21 protein-coding genes are annotated in these 22,427 nt (G+C 64.9%); 4 read left to right on the top strand and 17 right to left on the bottom strand.

Annotated features, from left to right (window positions below; translation table 11 throughout):
- Window positions 1-172: 172 nt before the first annotated feature.
- Window positions 173-1,369, bottom strand: coding sequence for a GGDEF domain-containing protein (locus tag EJ069_RS25600; protein ID WP_126063675.1), 1,197 nt, complete (start codon window positions 1,367-1,369; stop codon window positions 173-175).
- Window positions 1,370-1,534: 165 nt separating this feature from the next.
- Here EJ069_RS25600 and EJ069_RS25595 point away from each other — a divergent pair, with 165 nt between their 5' ends.
- Entirely contained in the window at window positions 1,535-1,840 is a 306-nt protein-coding gene (locus EJ069_RS25595) for a hypothetical protein (protein ID WP_042645496.1), read from the top strand.
- A gap of 338 nt (window positions 1,841-2,178) precedes the next feature.
- Here the strand turns inward: EJ069_RS25595 and leuC are convergent, their stop codons facing one another.
- The 7 genes from leuC to rplS form a co-directional block, all read right to left on the bottom strand.
- On the bottom strand, window positions 2,179-3,588 hold the full coding sequence (leuC, locus tag EJ069_RS25590) for a 3-isopropylmalate dehydratase large subunit (protein WP_126063674.1): 1,410 nt from the start codon (window positions 3,586-3,588) through the stop codon (window positions 2,179-2,181).
- 469 nt (window positions 3,589-4,057) lie between these two features.
- Window positions 4,058-4,708, bottom strand: a complete 651-nt coding sequence (locus EJ069_RS25580) for a class I SAM-dependent methyltransferase (RefSeq protein WP_126063673.1) — start codon at window positions 4,706-4,708, stop codon at window positions 4,058-4,060.
- A gap of 57 nt (window positions 4,709-4,765) precedes the next feature.
- The gene (locus tag EJ069_RS25575) at window positions 4,766-5,575 is read right to left on the bottom strand and encodes an amino acid ABC transporter permease (protein ID WP_126063672.1); all 810 of its coding nucleotides are present in this window, start codon (window positions 5,573-5,575) and stop codon (window positions 4,766-4,768) included.
- 261 nt (window positions 5,576-5,836) lie between these two features.
- Window positions 5,837-6,634, bottom strand: coding sequence for a transporter substrate-binding domain-containing protein (locus tag EJ069_RS25565; RefSeq protein ID WP_126063671.1), 798 nt, complete (start codon window positions 6,632-6,634; stop codon window positions 5,837-5,839).
- A gap of 265 nt (window positions 6,635-6,899) precedes the next feature.
- The gene (locus EJ069_RS25560; RefSeq protein ID WP_126063670.1) at window positions 6,900-7,400 is read right to left on the bottom strand and encodes a MarR family winged helix-turn-helix transcriptional regulator; all 501 of its coding nucleotides are present in this window, start codon (window positions 7,398-7,400) and stop codon (window positions 6,900-6,902) included.
- Window positions 7,397-7,816, bottom strand: coding sequence for an organic hydroperoxide resistance protein (locus EJ069_RS25555; protein ID WP_126063669.1), 420 nt, complete (start codon window positions 7,814-7,816; stop codon window positions 7,397-7,399). The genes EJ069_RS25560 and EJ069_RS25555 overlap by 4 nt, the downstream gene beginning before the upstream one ends.
- A gap of 443 nt (window positions 7,817-8,259) precedes the next feature.
- Complete coding sequence (gene rplS / locus EJ069_RS25550) at window positions 8,260-8,781, bottom strand: 50S ribosomal protein L19 (RefSeq protein ID WP_042645484.1); 522 nt, start codon at window positions 8,779-8,781, stop codon at window positions 8,260-8,262.
- Window positions 8,782-9,148: 367 nt separating this feature from the next.
- Between rplS and EJ069_RS25545 the strand changes: the two genes are divergently transcribed.
- Window positions 9,149-9,901: a sulfite exporter TauE/SafE family protein gene (locus EJ069_RS25545; protein WP_126063668.1), complete on the top strand. Its 753-nt coding sequence runs from the start codon at window positions 9,149-9,151 to the stop codon at window positions 9,899-9,901.
- Here EJ069_RS25545 and trmD read toward each other — a convergent pair.
- Complete coding sequence (gene trmD / locus EJ069_RS25540; protein ID WP_126063667.1) at window positions 9,883-10,587, bottom strand: tRNA (guanosine(37)-N1)-methyltransferase TrmD; 705 nt, start codon at window positions 10,585-10,587, stop codon at window positions 9,883-9,885. The two genes, EJ069_RS25545 and trmD, sit on opposite strands and share 19 nt — an antisense overlap.
- Window positions 10,584-11,183 (bottom strand): ribosome maturation factor RimM, encoded by a 600-nt coding sequence (rimM, locus tag EJ069_RS25535; protein WP_126063666.1) that lies wholly within the window; start codon window positions 11,181-11,183, stop codon window positions 10,584-10,586. The genes trmD and rimM overlap by 4 nt, the downstream gene beginning before the upstream one ends.
- Before the next feature lie 98 nt (window positions 11,184-11,281).
- Here rimM and EJ069_RS25530 point away from each other — a divergent pair, with 98 nt between their 5' ends.
- Both EJ069_RS25530 and EJ069_RS25525 read left to right on the top strand, forming a co-directional pair.
- Window positions 11,282-12,220 carry a tyrosine recombinase XerC gene (locus EJ069_RS25530; protein WP_126063665.1) on the top strand — a complete coding sequence of 313 codons (939 nt, stop codon included), beginning with the start codon at window positions 11,282-11,284 and terminating at the stop codon, window positions 12,218-12,220.
- Between the two features lie 349 nt (window positions 12,221-12,569).
- Complete coding sequence (locus EJ069_RS25525; RefSeq protein WP_126063664.1) at window positions 12,570-13,634, top strand: TraB/GumN family protein; 1,065 nt, start codon at window positions 12,570-12,572, stop codon at window positions 13,632-13,634.
- Window positions 13,635-14,495: 861 nt separating this feature from the next.
- Here EJ069_RS25525 and EJ069_RS25515 read toward each other — a convergent pair.
- The 7 genes from EJ069_RS25515 to odhB all read right to left on the bottom strand — a co-directional run bounded on the left by EJ069_RS25515 (window position 14,496) and on the right by odhB (window position 22,420).
- Window positions 14,496-15,518, bottom strand: a complete 1,023-nt coding sequence (locus EJ069_RS25515) for an IS110 family transposase (RefSeq protein WP_126063663.1) — start codon at window positions 15,516-15,518, stop codon at window positions 14,496-14,498.
- A 367-nt stretch (window positions 15,519-15,885) separates the two neighbouring features.
- Window positions 15,886-17,544, bottom strand: a complete 1,659-nt coding sequence (locus tag EJ069_RS25510) for an acetolactate synthase large subunit (RefSeq protein WP_126063662.1) — start codon at window positions 17,542-17,544, stop codon at window positions 15,886-15,888.
- 176 nt (window positions 17,545-17,720) lie between these two features.
- A complete protein-coding gene (gene lpdA, locus EJ069_RS25505) occupies window positions 17,721-19,127 on the bottom strand; it encodes a dihydrolipoyl dehydrogenase (protein WP_126063661.1) in 1,407 nt (468 codons plus the stop codon).
- Between the two features lie 24 nt (window positions 19,128-19,151).
- On the bottom strand, window positions 19,152-19,907 hold the full coding sequence (locus EJ069_RS25500; RefSeq protein ID WP_126063660.1) for a glucose 1-dehydrogenase: 756 nt from the start codon (window positions 19,905-19,907) through the stop codon (window positions 19,152-19,154).
- Window positions 19,904-20,380: a hypothetical protein gene (locus EJ069_RS25495; RefSeq protein WP_189475981.1), complete on the bottom strand. Its 477-nt coding sequence runs from the start codon at window positions 20,378-20,380 to the stop codon at window positions 19,904-19,906. The genes EJ069_RS25500 and EJ069_RS25495 overlap by 4 nt, the downstream gene beginning before the upstream one ends.
- A gap of 29 nt (window positions 20,381-20,409) precedes the next feature.
- Window positions 20,410-21,051, bottom strand: coding sequence for a DUF4241 domain-containing protein (locus tag EJ069_RS25490; protein ID WP_245456271.1), 642 nt, complete (start codon window positions 21,049-21,051; stop codon window positions 20,410-20,412).
- 88 nt (window positions 21,052-21,139) lie between these two features.
- Entirely contained in the window at window positions 21,140-22,420 is a 1,281-nt protein-coding gene (gene odhB, locus EJ069_RS25485) for a 2-oxoglutarate dehydrogenase complex dihydrolipoyllysine-residue succinyltransferase (protein ID WP_126063657.1), read from the bottom strand.
- Window positions 22,421-22,427: the final 7 nt, after the last annotated feature.

The following is a 22,427-nucleotide window of genomic DNA, read 5'->3' as shown; positions in this document are numbered from 1 at the left end:
GCCGCAAGACCTCCGGTCGTCAGAGCATTTGGAACGCGACGTAGAGGTCAATGGCAATCCCTGGTTCCGCGATTGGCCGAGCCATCCCTCCGATCGTCATCCACGGGCGAAGCAAGGAGCGAAGCGACGCGCGCAGACCCGTGGATGACGAAGGCGCGGGTGTCCACCCGCCTCACCCAATGGCGAACCGCTCGGCGACGAATGTCGTTTCCGGCCTCTCGTAAGAGAGCCGCACGCTGTCGCGGCCGTTCTTCTTGGCCTTGTAGAGCGCCTCATCGGCGCGCCGCATCAAGGGCATCAGCCCTTCCCCGCCGGAGCGGGCGGCGACGCCGAAGCTCGCGGTCACCTTGGCGCCGGGCGGCAGGCCGTCGACCGTGCCGGCCGAATAAAAGCTGCGGATCGCCTCGGCGAACAGCCTTGCCGCCCCCAGGTCGCTGAGCGGCAGAAGCACGGCGAATTCTTCGCCGCCGATGCGGCCGGCGGCTCCGCGCGCGCCGGTGGCCGAGCGCAGCTTGGCAGCGAAGTCGGCGATCACCCGGTCGCCGGCCTCATGCCCGTATTGATCGTTCAGGGCCTTGAAGTGATCGAGGTCGGCCAGCACCAGGGCGACGGGAAATCCTGCCCTGGCGCACTGATCGAGCAGCACGGTCGACCGCTCCTCGAAGCCGCGGCGGTTGAGGATGCCCGAGAGCGGATCGGTGTGGGTCTCGGCCTTCAGCGCTCGCACCACGTCGAGCGCCGCCGCGCTGAACAGGCAAAGCGCGATCAGCAGCGACAGCAGCGCGTGCAGCAGCAGCGCCGTCGTCCAGTAGGACGAGGCATAGAGCTCGTCGTAGCTCTTGAACGGTCCATTGGCGATGATGATGGCCAGCGTCCGCACGAAGAAGTTCAGTCCGGAAAGCAACGCCAGCACGAACAGCATCTTCTCCGTCGGGCCATTGCCGCGCACCACGCGCAGTTCGGCAGCGGCCAGAAGGCTGATGCCGCCAAGCGCGAAATTGACGACGAGGATGCGCCATGTCAGGTCCGGCTGAGCGAACAGGAACCAGCTGAACGCAGCCATGCCGCTTCCCGCCAGCACGCCGATCCCGACATAAGGGACGGGCCGGCCGTGGCGCGCGACGATGGCGCCGACCAGACAGGACCCGGCAAGGCAGAAGCACAGATTGGAGAGGAACTTGGACGGCGCCAGGCCGGCCGGGAGGGTGAAGTGCTGGAACAGGAACCCGCCAGCGGCGAGAGCATAGCTTGCCGCCAGGACGGCCAGGTAGGGACGATGGCGCTGATAGCACCACAGCACGAGGAACGCAGCGCCGAGCGCCAGCGCTATCGTCGGATTGAGCAGCGCTATGAGCAGACCGGTGTCCAAAGGACTGCGACTTTCCCCAACTTACCCAAGGGGAGATGTTAGGACTTAAGCCCAAACAAGCGGTTAAGCGCTCTCGATAAACACGCCGCGAAACCAGGGGGAACCGGGCTTGCCGGAGCGGCGTTGTCCGGCCAGACTGGAGACGCCAGACAGGAGACGATTGCGATGGCCGACACGATCACTTTGACCGATCACGATGAAATCCGCTCCTGGGCGGCGGCGCGGGCCGGCTTTCCGGCCATTGTCGACGTATCGCCGGAGCCTGGCACGCAGGCCATGCTGCGCCTGGTTTTTGACCAGCAGGCCTATGAGGACGAGGACCGGCCGGAACGCCCGCCCAATGCCGGCGGCTACGAGTTGGTCGAATGGGACGAATGGTTCAAGATCTTCGACGACCGCCAGCTGGCATTGGTCGTCGCCGCCGACGAGCCCGGCCGGCGCGAGGAGTTTCACGAGATCATCCGCAGATAAGTTCCCTGGCGCGGAAATCTCGACCGGTCGTATATGTCTGCGTTGGCAGGTCGCATGCGTCGGAGGTTGGCCGGAACGCCCATCGCGATCGTCATCCACGGGCGAAGCAAGGAGCGAAGCGACGCGGCGCAGACCCGAGGATCCATGCCGTGACCTCAAGGCGCTGCAGCAGTGCAGAATTCTGCTTCGCGGCACCCTTCGATCGAGGTAACAGCATGGATTCCAGGGTCTCCGCGACGGAGCTTACGCTCCTGCTTCGCCCATATATGACGACGTCGGGGGCTCCAGCTAATCCCCAGCGCTCGCGCTGATTCCGGCCTACTTTCCAAGCCGGGCGCCTATTTCCAGTCGCGGATGTCGACGAAATGGCCGGCGATTGCGGCGGCGGCCGCCATGGCCGGCGACACCAGATGGGTGCGGCCCTTGAAGCCCTGGCGGCCCTCGAAGTTGCGGTTCGAGGTCGAGGCGCAGCGCTCATGCGGCTTCAGCCGGTCGTCGTTCATGGCCAGGCACATCGAGCAGCCCGGCTCCCGCCAGTCGAAGCCTGCGGCGACGAAGATCTTGTCCAGGCCTTCGGCCTCGGCCTGTTCCTTCACCAGGCCGGAGCCCGGCACGATCATGGCGTTGACGCGCGGATTGACCTTCTTGCCCTCGACCACCTTGGCTGCGGCGCGCAGGTCCTCGATGCGGCCATTGGTGCAGGAGCCGATGAAGACCCGGTCGAGCGCGATGTCGGTGATCTTGGTTCCCGGCGTCAGGCCCATATATTCCAGTGCCCGATGCTTGGAGGAACGCTTGTTCTCGTCCGTGATGTCTTCGGGGTTCGGCACGATGCCCTGCACCGAGACGACGTCCTCCGGCGAGGAGCCCCAGGAGACGATCGGCGGCAGCTTCGCCGCGTCGAGCACGATCACCTTGTCGAAATGCGCGCCTTCGTCCGACTTGAGCGTCTTCCAGTAGGCAAGCGCCGCATCCCACGCCGCGCCCTTGGGCGCGCGCGGCTTGTCCTTGACATAGGCGAAGGTCGTCTCGTCCGGCGCGATCAGGCCGGCGCGCGCGCCCGCCTCGATCGACATGTTGCAGATCGTCATGCGCCCTTCCATCGACAGCGAGCGGATCGCTTCGCCCGCATATTCGATGACATAGCCGGTGCCGCCGGCCGTGCCGATCTCGCCGATGATGGCGAGGATGATGTCCTTGGCGGTGACGCCTTCAGGCAGCTGGCCGTCGACGCGCACGAGCATATTCTTGGCCTTGCGCTGGATCAGCGTCTGGGTGGCGAGCACATGCTCGACCTCGGACGTGCCGATGCCATGCGCCAATGCTCCGAAAGCACCATGCGTCGAAGTGTGGCTGTCGCCGCACACGATGGTCATGCCGGGCAGGGTGAAGCCCTGCTCGGGCCCGATGATGTGGACGATGCCCTGGCGGACGTCGTTCTCGGAATAATATTCGATGCCGAAATCCTTGGCGTTCTTGGCCAGCGCCTCGACCTGGATGCGGCTTTCCTCGTTCTTGATGCCGAACTTGCGCTCGGGCGAGGTCGACACGTTGTGGTCGACCACGGCCAGCGTCTTTTCCGGATGCCGGACCTTGCGGTTCGACATGCGCAGGCCTTCGAAGGCCTGCGGGCTGGTGACCTCATGCACGAGGTGGCGGTCGATATAGAGCAGGCAGGTGCCGTCATCCTGGCGGTCGACGACATGGTCGTCGAAGATCTTGTCATAGAGGGTGCGCGGTGCGCTCATGTGCGTAAATCCGTCGATATGAGAATGGGAAAAGCACGCCGGCAATCCGGCGCGACGACTGCGATCAGTCGGGTCAGTTAAGTCGGCTGGTCAGCGCGCCGCAAACGCGCGCGGAGAAACGCGACGGCAGGCGCTTCCTGTCCTGCAGCACGAAACCCTTGTAGGCCGGATCGCTGAAAAGCTTTTCCATGGCGGCGTAGATAGCAATGTTTTGGCTTTTCGGCAATTGGCGGCGGAACCTGTTCCTCGCCCCACGAAGTGGGGAGAGGTGGCCCGGCGAAGCCGGGACGGAGAGGGGCCTGCGGCGGTGCCTGGAGTTTTTAAAGCCTCCTACCGCCTCAAAGCCCTTCGGTCTTGCCTTGTCTTGCAGCGGCTCTTGTGTCGCGGAGGTCGCCCCCCTCTCCGTCCCGGCTTCGCCGGGCCACCTCTCCCCCGCCTTCGCGGGGGCGAGGAACTGGCGCCAGCCTATTCACACCACCTCGAACACGAACGTCTTCACCAGCGCTGCCGGATCACCGATCGCATAGCAGCGGAACCACGGGCTCTGCTCGACCGCGCGCCATTTCCCCGTCTGCGTCAGCTCATCGAACACCGCCTGGAACCCGCCGCTCTCGAACACCTGGTCGCGCACGGTGAAGATGGCGTGGCCGCCGCTTTTGGTGATGCGCACCAGCTCGTGCAGGCCGGAGGCCGGCGCGTGGCCGATGGTGAAGACGCCGGTCGAGAAGAAGGCGCGGAAATGCCGGTCCGGCCAGGGCAGCGGGCCGCCGAGCATCGCTTTCTTCAGCTCGCCATAAGCCGGCTTGCCACCGGCCTGGCGGCTGCCGGCGATCTTCAGCATGTCGTCGGAGAGGTCGAGGCCGACGATGTCGCCATAGCCAAGCGCCTTCAGCGACGGCCCTGATAGGCCGGTGCCGCAGCCGGCGTCGAGCAGCGGACCTTCGCCCGCCGGCACATGCCGGGCCACCCAGGCGGTGACCAGGAACGGCAGGAGATAGCCGAGCGAGGCGGTCTCGCTGTCATAGGTCGCGGCCCAGTCGGCATATGCCTTGGCGAGCCTCTCCGGCGAGTCGGCCGAATAAACGGAATCCAACGCCGCATTGGCCTTGTCGAAATTCATGGGCGCGTCCTCCGCGATGATGTGCTGAAGGATCGTAGCGCGGACTTTTGCTGCCGGCTATTCCCCGTGTTGCCGGCGCAGCCGCTGCTCCAGCCCCCGCAGCGCCAGCGACAGGCCGATGGTCAGGATGAGGTAGATATAGGCGACGATCGAATAGGTCTCGAAGAAGCGGAACGAGCCGGCGGCGTAGACCTTGCCCATCTGGGTGATGTCGGCGACGCCGAGCACCGAGACCAAGGAAGAATCCTTGACCATGGCGACGAAGTCGTTGCCGAGCGGCGGCAGGATCATGCGGATCGCCTGCGGGAACACGATCAGCCTGAAACGCTGCGCGCGGGTAAGACCAAGCGCCTTGGCGGCTTCGATCTGGCCCTTCTCGACCGACTGGATGCCGGCACGGAACACTTCCGAGATGAAGGCCGAATAGCCGATGGTCAGCGCCATGATGGCGCGCCAGAGCAGCGAGACATCGCGCACAAGCAATTCGCCGATCAGCCCGGCGCTCTGCAGCGGCGCGGTCAGCGCATTCCAGGCGGCGACGAAGGCCGGCGCGCCGGCAAAGGCGATCCAGAACAACAGCACCAGGATCGGCACGCCGCGGATGATCTCGACATAGAAGCGCGCGATCTGCCGCAGCCACTGCGATCCCGACAGCGCCATCAGCGCGATTCCGAGCCCAAGCGCAGAGGCTAAAGCGAAAGCGACCGCGGTGACGAAGATGGTGATGCCGATGCCCTTGGCGACGGTGGCGAAGACCTCGGCATAGAGATCGCTGGACGCGATGGCGAGGGCGGCAGCCAGTGCGAGGGCGGCCGCAGCGGCCAGCCACCAGGGGAATTCGGATTTGGTGGATGTCGTCGCAGACATCAGGCGACGCCGGTGGAGCGGACGTTCCGAGAGGATGGCGCCCAGTCCCCCCTCTCTGGCCTGCCGGCCATCTCCCCCTCAAGGGGGGAGATTGGATGTTCGATCGGCTTTCGCCAATCTTCAACATTGAATGAGGAGCGCCGGCGGCGGAGCTGCCAATCTCCCCCCTTGAGGGGGAGATGCCCGGCAGGGCAGAGAGGGGGGACTGGGCGCAATGTCAGCGCGATTTCCTGCAAACCCACCGCGCGCACCAAGACGAGCTCACTGCCCCATCTTGTAATCGAGGAACCACTTCTTGTTGAGCTTGTCGAACGTGCCGTCGGCCTTGAGCGAGGCGATCGCGGCGTTGACCGGCTTCACCAGGTCCGAGCCCTTGGGGAAGATGAAGCCGAAATCCTCGGTGCCGAGCGGGCCGCCGATCAGCTTCAGCTTGCCTTCCGAGGCATCGACATAGCCCTTGCCGGCGGTGCCGTCGGTCAAGACGACGTCGACGTCGCCCGCCTTCAGCGCCTGCACGGTCGCGCCGAAGGTCTCGAACAGCTTGATGCGCGGGTTCTGCTCGTTGCCGTCGAGCACGCTGTAGACGGCGGTGTAGAAGGGCGTGGTGCCGGGCTGGGCGCCGATCAGCCCGTCCTTGAAGGCGCCGAAGCTCTTGGCGTCGGTGAAGCGGCTTTCATCGCCGCGCACCAGCATGAACTGCTCCGAGCGCATATAGGGATCGGAGAAGTCGACCTTCTCCTTGCGGTCGTCCTTGATGGTGATGCCGGTCATGCCGATGTTGTACTGGTTGTCCGAAACCGCCTGGATCATCGCGTCCCAGGAGGTGTTCTGGTACTCGACCTTGAAATTCAGCCGCTTGGCGATCTCGTCCATCGCGTCATATTCCCAGCCGATCTGCTTGCCGGTCTTCTTGTCGATGAACTGCAGCGGCGGATAGGCGTTTTCCGTCACCACCACGACCTTCTTGCCGCCGAGGTCGGGCAGATTGTCGGCGAGCGCGGCGACAGGCGCGAGCAGGCAGGCCACCATGGCGGCCAGCAGCAATTTCGACTTGGTCATGACAAATCTCCGAAGGTGCGACCGCGCTGCAATTTCGCGGCCTGGGAAAATCCGGCGCCGACTTTAGAGCAATTCCAGGAAAAGTGTGAAGCGGTTTTCCGTCCGGAATTGCGTAAAAACAAAGAGATAGAGCGTCTCGCCGTGAAACGGTGAGACGCTCTATCTTGCCGCAAGCGCCTTGCAAGCCGGTCCGCGCAGCCGCAGGCCGCCAAGCACGCAATCCAATGCTCTTCGGGGATGGTTTCGAGGACTGCCTTTGCGCCATTCAGTCCTGATTGGCCGTTGTCTCGCGCAATCCGGCGACCAGCCGCGTCAGCGTATCATGCAGCGCTTTGAGCTCTGCCCGCTCCAGCGGCATGCCGCAGCTTAAGCCCTCCTGCACGTCCTTCATCTTGGCCCGCAGCGCATCACCCTTCGCGGTCGGCTCGACCAGCACCCGGCGTTCGTCGGCGGCGTCGCGCCGGCGCGTGACGAGGCCGCCCGCTTCCATGCGCTTGACCAGCGGCGTCAGCGTCGCCGAATCGAGGCCGAGTGCCGCGCCGAGCTCGCCGATCGTGCTCGGCGAATGCTGCCATAGCGCGAGCATTGCAAGGTATTGCGGGTAAGTGAGGCCGAGCGGATCGAGCAGCGGCCGGTAGAGCTTGGTCATCAGCCCGCTGGCTGAATAAAGCGCGAAGCAGAGCTGCTGGTCGAGGCGCGGCACCTCGATCACCCCGGCGTCCTGCGCCGGGGCTGGCTTGGTGATGGTTTCGGTTTTCGTCGTCATGCGGCCTTTGCCGAGAGCGCCACGTCGATATTGCCCCGGATGGCGTTGGAATAGGGGCGGACCTTGTGCGCTTCCGATACAAGCGCCTCGGCGCCCGCCTGATCAAGCCCCTTGATCTCGGCCGCCAGCGCGACGCCGAGGCGGAAGCCGCCCTGGCCGTTCGGATAAAGGCTGACCGTGGATGTAATCGAAGCGTCCTCGAGCGGCAGCTTCTGCTGGCGGGCGATGAAGCGCACCGCGCTCTCGAAGCAAGCCGCATAGCCGATGGCGAAAAGCTGCTCCGGATTGGTGGCGCCGCCCTTTCCGCCGAGCTCCTTCGGCATCGCGAGGTCGACCTTGAGCAGGCCGTCGCTGGTTTCGCCGTGACCGTTGCGGCCGCCGCTGACGTGAGCCTGGGCGGTGTAGAGTGCTGACATTTTCGATCTCCGTTGATTTGTGCACGATTATTTAGTGTACAAGATAATTGGACGTCAAGGGGTACCATGCGCCTATCTCCGATGCTCGGATGAATGGGCGGCAGGCCCTCAGCTTCGTCATCCACGGGCGGAGCGACGCGAAGCGGAGCGAAGACCCGAGGATCCATTCCGATACCTCAGCCATGAAGCGCAGCGGGGCAGAATTCTGCACCGTTGCGGAGCCTCGATGTCACGGAATGGATCCTCGGGTCTGCGCTGCGTCGCTACGCTCCTCGCTCCGCCCGTGGATGACGAAGCTGAGGCGGTTTCAGCCAATCACGAAGGCATGCGGTTCGCGAACGCAGGTTGGATAGGAACTGATCGGGGAACCGGTAGGGTTAGGCTTGCCGCCAAACGAAAAAGGCGGCCGAGGCCGCCTTTCCGGAACCTGTTTCGCAGAAGCCTTATTCGGCCGAAGCAGCCTCGGCGGCGGCCTTCTTCTCGGCGGCTTCCTTGGCGGCCGTCTCGGCGGCCAGCGCCTGGGCGGCGGCGACCTTCTCGGCCTCGATGCGGGCGCGCTCGGCGTTCAGCGCATCACGCTCTTCGTCGTTCAGCTTGCGGGCGCGCACGCCGGTGTTTTCCGAAATGCGGGCCGACTTGCCGCGACGGTCGCGCAGGTAATAGAGCTTGGCGCGGCGCACCTTGCCGCGGCGCACGATCTCGACGCCCTCGACCATCGGCGAGTAGACCGGGAAAACGCGCTCGACGCCTTCGCCGTAGGAAATCTTGCGGACGGTGAAATTCTCCTGGAAGCCGGAGCCGGAGCGGGCGATGACGACGCCCTCATAGGCCTGGACGCGGGTGCGGCTGCCTTCGGTGACGCGCACCTGGACGCGCACCGTGTCGCCCGGCTGGAATTCGGGCAGCTTGCGCTTGGCTTCGATCTTGGCGGCCTGTTCGGCCTCGAGCTGACGGATGAGATCCATCTCAAATATCCACTTCTTGTTCTTCCGACAGTCAGAGCGTCCTCGGCTCGCCTTGCAGTTCCAACGACCGCTCGGCTATGCCCTTTGTCGAAACATCGGGCAGGGACGGCTACACCGCCATTTGTTGACGGGTCCAGAAGATCGTTCTTCCGGTTCGGGCGGCGACATACAGCTATTTCGGCGCTTTGTCACGTCCAAATGCATGCCGCCCAGAAGTGTGCGCGGTTCTGGGGCAACGACATGCATCAAAAAAGGACTTCGAGGCATATTTTTTGCGCCGCTTGTACCATCTTATTGCCTCGTGCCGGGTTGCGCGAGCCCGCCAAGCTTTCTAAGCCGGGAACGTGTATTCCCGGGCCTTCCCTCCATGACATTCTCCGATGCCGTGCTGCTTTTCCTCGCGGGCTTTGCCTCCGGCGCCGCCAATGCGGTCGCCGGCGGCGGCACTTTCCTCACCTTCGGCGCCATGACGCTGGTCGGCCTGCCGCCGATCGTCGCCAACGCCACCTCGTCGGTGACGCAGCTGCCGGGCTACATCACCTCGACGCTCGCCTATTGGACCGATATCCGCCACTTCTGGCGCGGCGCCCTGCTGCTTTGCCTGATCTCGGCCCTCGGTGCGCTGGCCGGTTCGCTGATCCTGCTCGCGCTCTCCAACCCGTCCTTCCGCGCCCTTGTGCCCTGGCTGCTGATCGCCGCGACGGCCCTGTTCGCCGCCGGGCCGTGGCTGAAGCCGGCGGCCGGCCCGGAACATCAGGCCTCGGTCGGCTCGCTCGCCGGTTCGCTCGCGCAATTCGCGACCGCGGTCTATGGCGGCTTCTTCGGCGCCGGCATGGGGGTAATGATGCTCGCCACGCTCGGCCTGACGCAAGCCGGCGATTACCACCGGCTCAACGCGCTGAAGAACATGCTGTCCATCGTGATCGCGGTCGTCGCCATCCTGGTCTTCGTTTCCGGAGGCGTCGTCGCCTGGCCGCAGGCGATCGTCATGATCCCGGGAGTGGCGCTCGGCGGCTATGCCGGCGTGTGGATCGCCAAGCGCGTGCCACAGGCCGTGGTGCGCGGCTTCGTCGTCGCCGTCGGCCTGCTCCTGGCTTTCTACTATTTCACCAAGGGCTGAGGCGGAGCGCCAAGCAGGTCGGGCCGCCGTTCCCGCGTCAGCTTCTCCGCCTCCGCGCGCCGCCATTCGGCAATCTTCTTGTGGTTGCCTGAAACCAGCACGTCCGGGATCGGCCGGCCCTCGAACTCCTGCGGCCGCGTATAATGCGGATGCTCGAGCAGGCCGTTCTCGAAACTCTCTTCCTCGCCGGACACAGCATTGCCCATGACGCCCGGCAGCAGCCGCACGACGGCGTCGAGCAGCACGAGCGCCGCCGGCTCGCCGCCCGAGAGGATGAAATCGCCGATCGAGACCTCCTCGAGCGCCCGCGCGTCGATCACCCGCTGGTCGACGCCTTCGAAGCGTCCGCACAGGATGACGACGCCCGGACCGGCGGCAAGCTCGCGCACGCGGGCCTGCGTCAGCGGTTTGCCGCGCGGGCTCATCAGCAGTCTTGGACGCTCATCGCCTGGCGGCGAAGCGTGGTCGATGGCTCGCGCCAGCACGTCGGCGCGCATCACCATGCCGGCTCCGCCGCCGGCCGGCGTGTCGTCGACCGTGCGGTGCCTGTCGGTGGCGAAATCACGGATCTGGATCGTTTCCAGCGACCATCTACCGGCCTCCAGCGCGCGGCCGGCGAGCGACAGGCCGAGCGCGCCCGGGAACATCTCCGGATAGAGCGTCAGCAACGAAGCGGCAAAGCTCAACGGTTGCCCCCGGCATCCTTCGGTCCGCGCGGCCGGCCCTTCGGGTCGAAGCCGGACCGGCCCGGTGCTTCACCATCGTCCTCATCTTCGACCAGGCCAGCCGCCAGCGGATCGACCTCGACGAAACCGTCGGCGATCGAGACATGCGGCACCGCTGCCTGCGTGAACGGGATCAGCACGCCCTTGCGGCCGGCAAGGGTGACATCGAGAATGTCGCCGCCGCCGAAATTATGCACGGCGACGACCTTGCCGATGACGCCCGTGTCGTCCCTGACGTCCAGGCCGACGAGATCGGCATGATAGAACTCGTCCTCCTCGCCGTCGTCAGGCAGCACCGAACGGTCGACGAAAAGCTCCGTGCCGGCCAAACCCTCGGCGGCGTTGCGGTCGTTGACGCCCTTGAAGCGCACGACCACCACGGTCCCGGCAGGCCTGATATCGGTAATCTGGAAGGCACGGCCGTCCTTGGCGAAGAGCGGGCCGTAATCGGCCAGCGCCAGCGGGTCGCCGGTGAAGGTCTTCACCCTGAGTTCGCCCTTGATGCCGTGGGCGGCACCGATGACGGCCATCTGTACGGGGTTTTCGAGCTTCGACATTGGCGGCGCTTCCTTTGCCTTGCTCTAACGCCGTCTCGTGGTCATTTCAATGACGGCCTCTTCACCGCTTCCTAACCTCGAGACCTGACAATGCCGCCATGCAGGAATTCCTCATCCCGGCAAAATCCGATCTCCAAGCGGCGCGCGAGACCTGGCTGAAGACACTGGCGCATGAGCGCCGGCTGTCGCCGGAGACGGTCGAGGCCTATGAGCGCGACACGCGCCAGTTCCTGCATTTCCTGACCGGACATCGCGGCGGACCGCCCGGCATTTCCGACATCGCCGACCTGCGTCCCGCCGATCTGCGCGGCTTCCTCGCCAAGCGCCGCAGTGACGGCGCAGGCGCCCGCACGCTGGGGCGCGGCCTTGCCGGCATCCGCTCGCTGCTGCGCTTTCTCGAAAAACGCGGCCTCGTCAACGCTGCGGGTGCCATCGCTCTGCGTGCGCCGCGCCAGCCGAAATCGCTGCCCAAGCCGCTGACGGCAAGCGACGCCAGAAAGGTCGTGGCGATGGAGGGCCAACTCGCCGAAGAACCCTGGATCGCGGCGCGCAATGCCGCCGTGCTGACGCTGCTCTACGGCTCCGGCCTGCGCATTTCGGAAGCGCTGGGGTTGACCGGCGCCGATCTGGCGACGGAAGCCGACACCGTGCTGCGCGTCACCGGCAAGGGCGGCAAGACGCGACTGGTGCCGGTGCTGCCGGTGGCCCGCAAGGCGGTGGTGGAATACCGCCGGCTCTGCCCCTTTCATATCGGTCCCGACGGCCTTTTGTTCCGCGGCGCCCGCGGCGGCCCGCTCAACCCGGCCATCATCCAGCGCGAGATGGCGAAGCTGCGCTCGGCGCTGAACCTGCCCGACACGGCAACGCCGCACGCCCTGCGCCACTCCTTCGCCACCCACCTGCTCGGCCGCGGCGGCGACCTGCGCACCATCCAGGAGCTGCTCGGCCACGCCAGCCTGTCGACGACCCAGATCTACACCGGCGTCGACACCGCGAGGCTGCTCGACATCTACGAGAAGGCGCATCCAAGGGCGTGAGCCGCCTGAGGTCATCCGGAGCCCTCCGGACTTCGTCATTCCAGGGCGGAGCAAGGAGCGAAGCGACGCGCGCAGACCCTGGAATCCATGCCGTGACCTCAACGCTCCGCGACTGAGCAAAATTCTGCATCGCCGCATTCTACGGCCCACGTAACGGAATGGATCCTCGGGTCTGCGCGCGTCGCTTCGCTCCTTGCTCCGCCCGTGGATGACGATGCGATGGGCGTTTCGGCCAATCGACGGGGTATTCGATCCGACAAGCCGAGCGAACGTCAAAGCTCACCGCACCTCGAACAATTTCACCTGCCGATTAACCGTTTTGCCGCTTTTCAGCGCTAAGACGCTTCCCATGAAACGCGTCATCGCCATTGCCGACCGCGCGGCCCTTGTCTCGTTGAAGCTGCTTGCGGCGCTCAACCTGCTGTTTTTCCTGTCCTTCATCGTCGTTCTGCTGCTCGCAAGCCGGGCGCATGCCGAAACGCCGAATTGCGCCGGCACCGATCTGTTGACCGCGCTGGAGAAGAACGATCCGGCCGCCTTCCAGAAGGTCGAGGCCGAAGCGGCGGCCGTACCCAACGGCAAGGGCCTGCTGTGGAAGCTGGAGAAGCCGGGCGAAAAACCGTCCTATCTGTTCGGCACCATGCACATGACCGACACGCGCGTTACCACGCTGCCGGCCGCCGCGCAGAAAGCCTATGACGGCGCCGGCACCGTCGTCATCGAAACCACCGATGCGATGGACAAGGCCAAGATGATGGCCGCGATGGCCAGCGAACCCGGCCTGATGATGTTCACCGACAACACCACGCTGTCGTCGCTGCTGTCGCCGGACGATGCGGCGGCGCTGAACAAGGGGCTCGACGCCCGCGGCATCCCGCCGGCGACGGTCGCCAAGATGAAGCCGTGGATCCTGTCGGCGATGATGGCGTTGCCGGCCTGCGAGGTGGCGCGCCAGTCCGCCGGCGAACCCGTGCTGGACGTCAAGCTCGCTTCGGACGCCAAGGCCTCGGGCAAGGACGTCGAAGGGCTGGAGACCGCCGTTGGCCAGCTGCGCGCGATGGCTTCGCTGCCGCTCGAATTCCACATGAAGAGCCTGGTCGAGACCATGAAGCTCGGCGACAAGGTCAACGACGTCAACGAGACCATGATCGTGCTCTACCAGCGCGGCGAGGTCGGCATGTTCTGGCCGCTGTTCAAGGCGGTGCTGCCCGAGACCGCCGATGACCAGGCCGGCTATGCCGCCTTCGAGCAGACCATGATCACCAGCCGCAACAAGGTGATGGCCGCGAATGCGATGCCGATTCTGGCCAAGGGCAACGTTTTCATGGCCGTCGGGGCCATGCATCTGCCCGGTCCGGAAGGACTGGTCGAGGATTTTCGCAAGGCAGGGTATATTGTTACCGCCGTCAACTGAGTCGTCTGGCGGCTGGCGGACCTGAAAACGCCGGTTTTTCAGCGCTTTCCGTCCGTTTGCGTGAAACCCGATGCGGGATCAGCGCGTTGATGGCTGTTATTTTGATGACTTTCATCCAAGGAGGACACGTTTCATGGCGAACCCTAACGACCCCTTCACCCCTTCGAGCCCGCCTCCCAGATCGGGTGGCGGCGGCAGCGGGTGGCTGATCGCCCTTGTTGTCATTATCCTGGCCATTGTTGCGTATTATGTCTTTGGCAGAAGCGGCGGCGAGCATGCCCCGGCCCCGGCTGAGCCGCCGGCCGCCAGCACGCCAGCTCCTGCGCCAGCGACGCCTGCTCCGGCCCCTGAGCCGGCACCTGCGCCAGCCCCGGCTCCTGCACCCGCCCCGGCCCCTGCGCCAGCCCCGGCTCCGGCACCTGCGCCGGCTCAGTAATCGGGCTGCAGCTTGAAAACGAACGGCCCGCCAAAAGGCGGGCCGTTTTGTTTTGTGGCGCTGTCTCCAGCTTCGGAAAATGCTCAAGTAGCACTGCACAGAGATTGTTACCCGGCCGGCTCTGTTTCCGTTGGCATGCGTTGGAGATTGGCCGAAACGCCCATCGCGATCGTCATGTATGGACGGCCCCTCTTGGGCAAGAGGCAAAATGACGACGACGGCGTAAGTCTGGAGCGGTCATGTATTCGGCCTTTAGTGCGGTCGATTTCGATGACCGCTGACCAACAAGGGTTACGCGGATCGGTTCCAATCATTCTAGCGCGCTTGGTGTCGCGATGACGATGGCGGATTTTCCCGACCCAGGTCCTGACCATTTTGCCGTGCTGCCTTTTTGCTCCTTACGCTGTTAAGGGCCTCGATTGCGGCTAGGCCACAGCCGGTGCCCTGTATTGTTGTCCCGATTGCAGCATTGCCCAGATGATGCGGGCGGTCTTGGCCGCCTGCGCCACGACGGCGACCTTGACCGGCCGCCTGGCCAGCAGGCCGCGTATCCAGGGCGAGCCTCTGTCGGGCTTGGCCCTGACCTGACGCAGCCAGGAACTGGCGCCGAGAATGAGCAACCTGCGCAGGTCCCTGTCGCCGGCACGGCTTATATGGCCTGTCGGCCTGTGCTTGCCGCCGGTGTCATGGGTCTTGCGGGTCAGGCCCAGCCAGGCTGCGAAGTCCCTGGCCGAGGCGAACTGGCGACCGTCGCCGATGGCTGCGACGGTCGCATGCGCGATGATCGGGCCGACGCTCGGGATCGTCGTCAGCCGCAAAGCTGCCCGCTGCTGCCTGACCTGAGCCAGGATCTGCTTGTCCAGCTTGCCGATCTCGCCATCCAGCGCCCGCCATTGCCCGGCCAGCGGCACCAGGCAGATCAACAGCGCCGCTGGGATGGCTTCATCGGCCGCCTCGACGCGCCGCAGCAGGGTCTCGATGCCCGCCGCCCCTTTGGCACTTGTCTGTCCCATCTCATAGAGCAGGCCACGCATGGCGTTGGCCAGTTGCGTGCGCTGGCGCACCAGAAGGTCGCGTGTGCGGTGCAGCGCCCGGGCCCATTGCTGCTCGACCGACTTGATCGGCACGAAGCGCATGTCGGGCCGGCTCACCGCCTCGCAACAGCCGTGCGCGTCGCGGGCATCGTTCTTGTTGCGCGGAACATAGGGCTTCACATAGGCCGGTGGCATCAGCTTGACGTCATGGCCGAGCGCGCTGAGCGTGCGGGCCCAATGATGAGCCGAGCCGCAGGCCTCCATGCCGATCAGCGCCGGCGGCTGCGCGGCGAAGAACTTCTCCACCTGCGCGCGGCGCAGCTGCCGCTGCACCACCACGCGCCCGGCAGCATCCACGCCGTGCACCTGAAACACATTCTTGGCCAAATCGATTCCAAATCTGATAGCTTGCATGACGGACGGTCTCCTTCCGCTGGAGTTAATCACAGCCCAGTTTGGCACATTCGATGCCGCAAGGGGCCGTCCACCCATCATTCTAGGGCGGAGCAGGAGCGAAGCTCCGTCGCGAAGACTATAGAATCCATGCCGCTACCTTCGCCGAGGTGTGCAACGGAGCAGAATTCTGCACCGTGGCGGCGCTTCCAAGTCACGGAATGGATTCTATGGTCTGCGCCGCGTCGCTTCGCTCCTTGCTCCGCCATAGAATGACGAGGTTGGGGCGGCTTCAACCAATCCCCAGCGTTTGCGCTGATTTCACGCAAATGAACGGAAAAACTTGACCAAGACAAACAGCAACCTTTCAAAATCGCTGTGTCGGGGACTAATCATCCGGCATCGGACTGGCCGGCCAGGGCAGCCGATGGCGCAGCTCTTCGACCAGGACCCGCTCATTCTCCGAATAGTCGATCGGAACGACGACGAGATTGACGCCGCCCGCGGCAAAGGCCTGCTCAAGGGCCGGTCTCAGCTCGGCAATGGCGCCTACCCTGGTGCCCTTGGCGCCGTAGGCTTCGGCATAGCGGACGAAATCGGGATTCCCAAAGGTCATGCCGAAATCGGGAAAATCGTCGACCGCCTGCTTCCAGCGGATCATGCCGTAGGCATGGTCCTCGATGATCAGGACCACGAGGTTGAGCTTCAGCCTGACGGCGGTTTCCAGCTCCTGGCTGTTCATCATGAAGCCGCCATCGCCGCAAACCGCCATGACGCGGCGTTCTGGAAAAAGCATCGCCGCCATCATCGCCGACGGCAGGCCGGCACCCATCGTGGCCAACGCATTGTCGAGCAGCAGCGTGTTGGCGACGCGCGTGCGGTAGTTGCGCGCGAACCAGATCTTGTACATGCCGTTGTCGAGCGCCAGGATGCCGTCGGCCGGCATCACCGCGCGCACGTCGTGCACCAGGCGCTGCGGCGTGAAGCGGTCCTCGCTGTCGCGCGCCGCGATGCGGCTCAATATCCCCTCGCGCAACGGCAGCAGTGCCTGTGCGTTGGGAATGTTGCCTTCCAGGCGGTCAGCCAACAGCCTGAGCGACGCGCCGATATCGCCGATCACCTCGGTTTGCGGGAAATAGACCTGTTCGACGGTGGCCGGCTGGTAGCCGACATGAATGACCTTCGGACCGTCGGCGCCCATGATGAAGGGCGGCTTCTCGACCGTGTCGTGGCCGATCGTGATGATGAGATCCGCCCGCTCGATCGCCTCATGCACATAGTCGCGCTCGGACAGGGCGGCTGTGCCCATATAGAGCTCGGTCCCACCCGGCACCGTGCCCTTGCCCATCTGGGTGGTGAAATAAGGAATGCCGGTCCGCAGAACGAACTGGGCGAGGTCCGAGGTCGAGCGCGGCCGCGAGGCGGCGGCGCCCATCATCGCCAGCGGCCGCTCGGCCTCTATGATCATCTGCGCGGCGCGGTCGAGCGCAAGCGGGCTCGCCAGCGGCAGCTCGACGGGGTGCGGCGGAATCGGCGCCACCGCGTCGCATTCCTCGGCGGCGATGTCTTCGGGCAGCTCCAGATGCACCGGTCCCGGACGCTCCTCGCCGGCCACACGAAAAGCCTCGCGCACCACGCCCGGGATCATCCTGGGCGAAACGATCTGACGCGAAAGCTTGGTCAGGGGTTTCATCGCCGCGACGACGTCGACGATCTGGAACCGGGCCTGCCTGGACGACCTGACGCCCTTTTGTCCGGTGATCATGACCATGGGCATGGCCCCGAGCAGCGCGTAGGCCGCGCCTGTGGTCAGGTTCAAGGCGCCCGGGCCAAGCGTGGTGATGCAGACGCCGGGCCTGCCGGTGAGCCGGCCGTGGGTGGCGGCCATGAACGCGGCCGCTTGCTCGTGGCGGGTCAGGATCAGCTCGATCGAGGATCTGCGGATGGATTCGACGACGTCGAGGTTCTCCTCGCCCGGTATGCCGAAGATGCGGTCCACGCCTTCCTTCTCGAGGGCGGCAACAAGCAGATCGGAGCCTTTGGACACGCGGTATCTCCTAGAGCATGTCTCCCGAAAGTGGGAACCGGTTTCGGGATAAAGACATGCGTAGAACCAAGAACCTAAAGCGCATGGAGCGAATCTGAAAGATCGCGACGCGCTTTAGGCGAACCTTGCGAGACGAGCCTCACCGAACGCTGACGCGCGCATTCGGGAATGACGCCCTAGATATGAATCGGCTTGAAGAACGTCGCCAATGCCGCTTCCTTCACAGCTTCCGACATCGTCGGATGCGCATGGCAGGTGCGGGCGAGGTCCTCCGACGAGCCGCCGAATTCCATCAGCACCGCCGCCTCGTGGATCATCTCGCCGGCGCCGAAGCCAACGATATGCGCGCCGAGCACGCGGTCGCTGGCCTTGTCGGCCAGGATCTTCACGAAGCCGTCGGTGTGCAGCATGGCGCGCGCGCGGCCATTGGCGCTGAACGGGAATTTGCCGACCTTGTAGTCGATGCCGGCCTTCTTCAATTCCTCCTCGGTCTTGCCGACGGAGGCGATCTCCGGGCTGGTGTAGACGACGCTCGGAATGACGTCGTAGTTCACGTGCCCGGCCTGGCCGGCGATCGTCTCGGCCACCGCCACGCCCTCGTCCTCGGCCTTGTGCGCCAGCATCGGCCCGGCGATCACGTCGCCGATGGCATAGATGCCGGGCACATTAGTCCTTAGATGTCCATCGGTCTTGACCCGGCCGCGCTCGTCCATCTCCACGCCGGCTTCCTTCAGCCCCAGGCTGTCGGCATGGGGCCGGCGTCCGGTGGCGACCAGCACCACATCTGCCTCGATCGTCTCGGCGGCACCGCCCTTGACCGGCTCGAAGGTGACGGTCGCGCCCTTCTTGGCCTTGGCCACACCCGTGACCTTGGCCCCTAACCTGAACTCGAAACCCTGTTTGGAGAGCAGCCGCTGGAACTGCTTCGACACCTCACCGTCCATGCCGCCCAGGATGTTGTCGAGGAACTCGACGACCGTGACCTTGGCGCCGAGCCTTGCCCACACCGAGCCGAGCTCCAGCCCGATGACCCCGCCGCCGACCACCACGAGACGCTCCGGCACCTTGGCCAGCGACAGCGCGCCGGTGGAGGACACGATCCCCTTCTCGTCGAAATCGACCTTGACGCCCGGAATGCCGGCGACATCCGAGCCCGTGGCGATAACGATATTCCGGGTCTCGATCTCCTCGACCTTGCCATCCTCGCCGGTCACCGAAACCTTGCCGGCGGAAATCACCTTGCCGGTGCCGCGGAAAGAATCGATCTTGTTCTTCTTGAACAGGAAGGCGACGCCATTGACGTTTGACGCCACCGTCGTGTCCTTATGCGCCATCATCTTCTTCAGATTGAGCTTCGGCGCCGGTATCTCGACGCCCAGCGTATCGAAGGCATGGCCAGCCTCGGCGAACATCTCGGAGGCGTAGAGCAGCGCCTTCGACGGGATGCAGCCGATGTTGAGGCAGGTGCCGCCGAAGGTGGCGTTCTTCTCCACCACCGCCGTCTTCAGCCCGAGCTGCGCCGCCTTGATGGCGCAGACATAGCCGCCCGGCCCCGACCCAATGATAACCACGTCATAAGCCATGATAGAATCCTTCTTATCCGGCCTTTAGCGGCCGCCGCTCACATTCAGGATCGCGCCCGTTATATAGGAGGCCGCGTCCGACAGAAGATAGAGAACCGCGCTGGCGACTTCGTCCGCCGTGCCGGCGCGTTTCATCGGCAGCATGTCCTGCATCCGCGCCACACGGTCCGGCTGGCCGCCCGAGGCATGGATTTCAGTCTCGGTGATGCCGGGGCTGACCGCATTGACGCGGATACCTTCCAGCGCCACCTCGCGCGCCAGCCCCATGGTCAGCGTATCGATCGCGCCCTTGGAGGCGGCGTAGTCGACATATTCGCCGGGCGAACCCAGCCTGGCTGCAGCGGAGGAGATGTTGACGATAGCGCCGCCTTTGCCGCCATGGCGGGTCGACATGCGCTTCACCGCTTCGCGGGCGCACAGGAACGAGCCGACGACATTGATGCGCATCATGCGCTCCAGCCGCTCGACACTCATCTCGTCGACGCGCGCCTTGAGGTCGACGATTCCGGCATTGTTGACGAAAGCGTCGAGCTGGCCGAAGGCCCGGTCCACGGCTTCGAACATCGCGATGACATCGGTCTCGTTGCCGACATCGCCCTTGACCGCGAAGGCGTCGCCGCCCGCGGCCTTGATCTCGGCGACCAGCGCATCCGCCGCGGCCTGATTGGAGACATAGTTGACTGCCACCCGGTAGCCGGCCCCGATCGCCTGGCGGCATATGGCGGAGCCTATGCCGCGGCTGCCGCCGGTGACCAGCAGCGTCTTTTTCTCGGCGCTCATTCCTGGCAGCCTTTCAGCACGAAGATGTCCCACGGCACTTTGGAAAAGCCGGCGGGACCGTAAGCCGCCGACATCTCCAGCGACGGCCCGAGATCGGGGAAGATCAGGCTCTTCGGCGCGTCGACGCCCTCCGCCGGCAGCAGGCCGACGCCACCCTTCTCGTCGGCGCTGTAGATGACACCTTCCCAGACCGTGCAGGCGGCAAGCTCCTCGCCGGTGACGTCGCCCGTCGGGCATTTGTACATCAGCGACCCATGCGGCCGCGCCGCCGATCCTTCCGTCCACATGGCGATGCCGTCGAGCACTACATTGTTGTCGAGGATCATGCGGAAGGCATTGGCGATCGTCGCCGACGTGCCGGCCGACGTGAAGTCGATCTCGGCGCCGCTCTGCGCCTCGCCATAGACGGCGAGCTGGATCGGGCAGGCGGCCTGGGCGGCGGAAGTCGACAATAAAACCGCCGATCTAGCCATCCACCGGATTATGAGTGAGGCAAGTATCCTCATCGATCGGCCTCGTTACGGCCATCCGCGTTCTCGAGCACTTCGAAGTCGGTCATCAGGAGCAAAGGTTCGCCGGCGGCGTCCAGCCCCCAGAAGGATCGATACGAGCCATCGCCATAGCCAGTATCGAACATAACGACATTGATCGGGTTGCCTTCGATCGGACTATCGATACAAAACCTGTCGATATTGCACGCGACGTCGGCGAGATAGTCGTCAAGTTCCTCTTGGTCAGACATTATCGTCAGGACCGACTTGTCCATAAACGACGCAACCGCGTCATCAACGATAAATTCAAGAAATTCAGACTTATAGACCGGTGGGCGATCGGCAACGAAGGTCGCCAATTCCCAGCGTGCTGGCAAGCCGGGGCCGAACCGCAAGACCGCTGCGGCAATGCAGCCTTGCGCCTGAAGCAGTATGACCGGGTAGCGCCCCGGCTTTACCTTGCGGTTAAACGGCGGCCGCCCCAGTCCGGTGATGAGCGGGTCGCAGGCAACGATTTCGCCGGTGGGCAATTCAAGCTCACCGATCGTGATGGCTGTGATGTTCCGTTCTGCCATTTCGGCAGAGCTGAGAGCGAAGACGCCGAGGTTGCTGCTGATCTCGGCGGCGTCCCAATCGGCGGGCGAAGCGACCACGGGCAAGTCGGAGAAAAGCCAGACGCGTCCACGCCGAAGGAATCGGCGTAAGGCATCTGACCAACCGCTCATTGCGGATCAGCTCCGATCACAGATCGAGCACCAGCCGCTCGGGATCCTCCAGGCTTTCCTTGACGCGCACCAGGAAGGTCACGGCTTCCTTGCCGTCGACGATGCGGTGATCGTAGCTGAGCGCCAGATACATCATCGGGCGGATGACGATCTGGCCGCCGACCACCATCGGCCGGTCCTGGATCTTGTGCATGCCGAGAATGCCCGATTGCGGCGCGTTCAGGATCGGCGTCGACATCAGCGAGCCATAGACGCCGCCATTGGAGATGGTGAAGGTGCCGCCTTGCATGTCCGCCACCGAAAGCTTGCCGTCGCGCGCGGCGAGGCCTAGGCGTCCAATCTCCTTTTCGATCTCGGCGATCGACATCTGGTCGGCGTCGCGCACCACCGGCACCACAAGGCCCTTGTCGGTGCCGACGGCGACGCCGACATGCGCGAAGTTCTTGTAGATGATGTCGGTGCCGTCGATCTCGGCATTGACCGCCGGGATCTCCTTCAGCGCATGCGTCACCGCCTTGGTGAAGAAGCCCATGAAGCCGAGCTTCACGCCATGCTTCTTCTCGAACACGTCCTTGTATTTGGCCCGCAGCGCCATCACCGCGCTCATATCCACCTCGTTGAAGGTGGTGAGCATGGCGGCGGTCGACTGCGCCTCCTTCAAGCGGCGCGCGATGGTCTGGCGCAGCTTGGTCATGCGCACGCGCTCCTCGCGCGGCGCATCCTCGGCCGAGGACGGCGCGCGGGCGACGACCGGCGCAGGTGCCGCCTTCGGCGTCTCGGCCGGTTGCGAGGGCGCGCCCTTGGCGAGGGCGTCGAGCACGTCGCCCTTCAGCACCTGGCCGCGCTTGCCCGAGCCGGACAGCTGGTCGACCGAGAGATTATGCTCCGCGATCAACTTGGCCGCGGCCGGCGCCGGCGGCATGGTGCGCGGCTCGATCGGACCGTTGTCGCCAGCGATCTTGGCGGTCTCGGCCGCGGCCTGCTTGACCGAAGACGCGGCATCCGGGCTGGAAGCCTGCGCCACTGCCTGCGGCTTCGTGGCCGGAGCAGCGGCAGCGCCGCCCGCCGAAATCGAGCCGAGCAGCGCGCCGACATTGACCGTCTCGCCTTCCTTGACGGTGATCTCGGCCAGCGTTCCGGCGCCCGCGGCAGGCACTTCCACCGTCACCTTGTCGGTTTCGAGCTCGACCAGGGGCTCATCGGCGGCGATCGCGTCGCCGACCTTCTTGAACCACTTGCCGACGGTCGCCTCGGTGACGGATTCGCCCAGAGTGGGGACGCGGATTTCGGTAGCCATTGTGCCT

The organism is Mesorhizobium sp. M2A.F.Ca.ET.043.05.1.1 (assembly GCF_003952445.1).
In the GTDB taxonomy this organism is placed as follows: Bacteria; Pseudomonadota; Alphaproteobacteria; order Rhizobiales; family Rhizobiaceae; genus Mesorhizobium.
The sequence above is the reverse complement of the archived record's forward strand: the minus strand, read 5'-3'. Positions and strand labels throughout refer to the sequence as shown.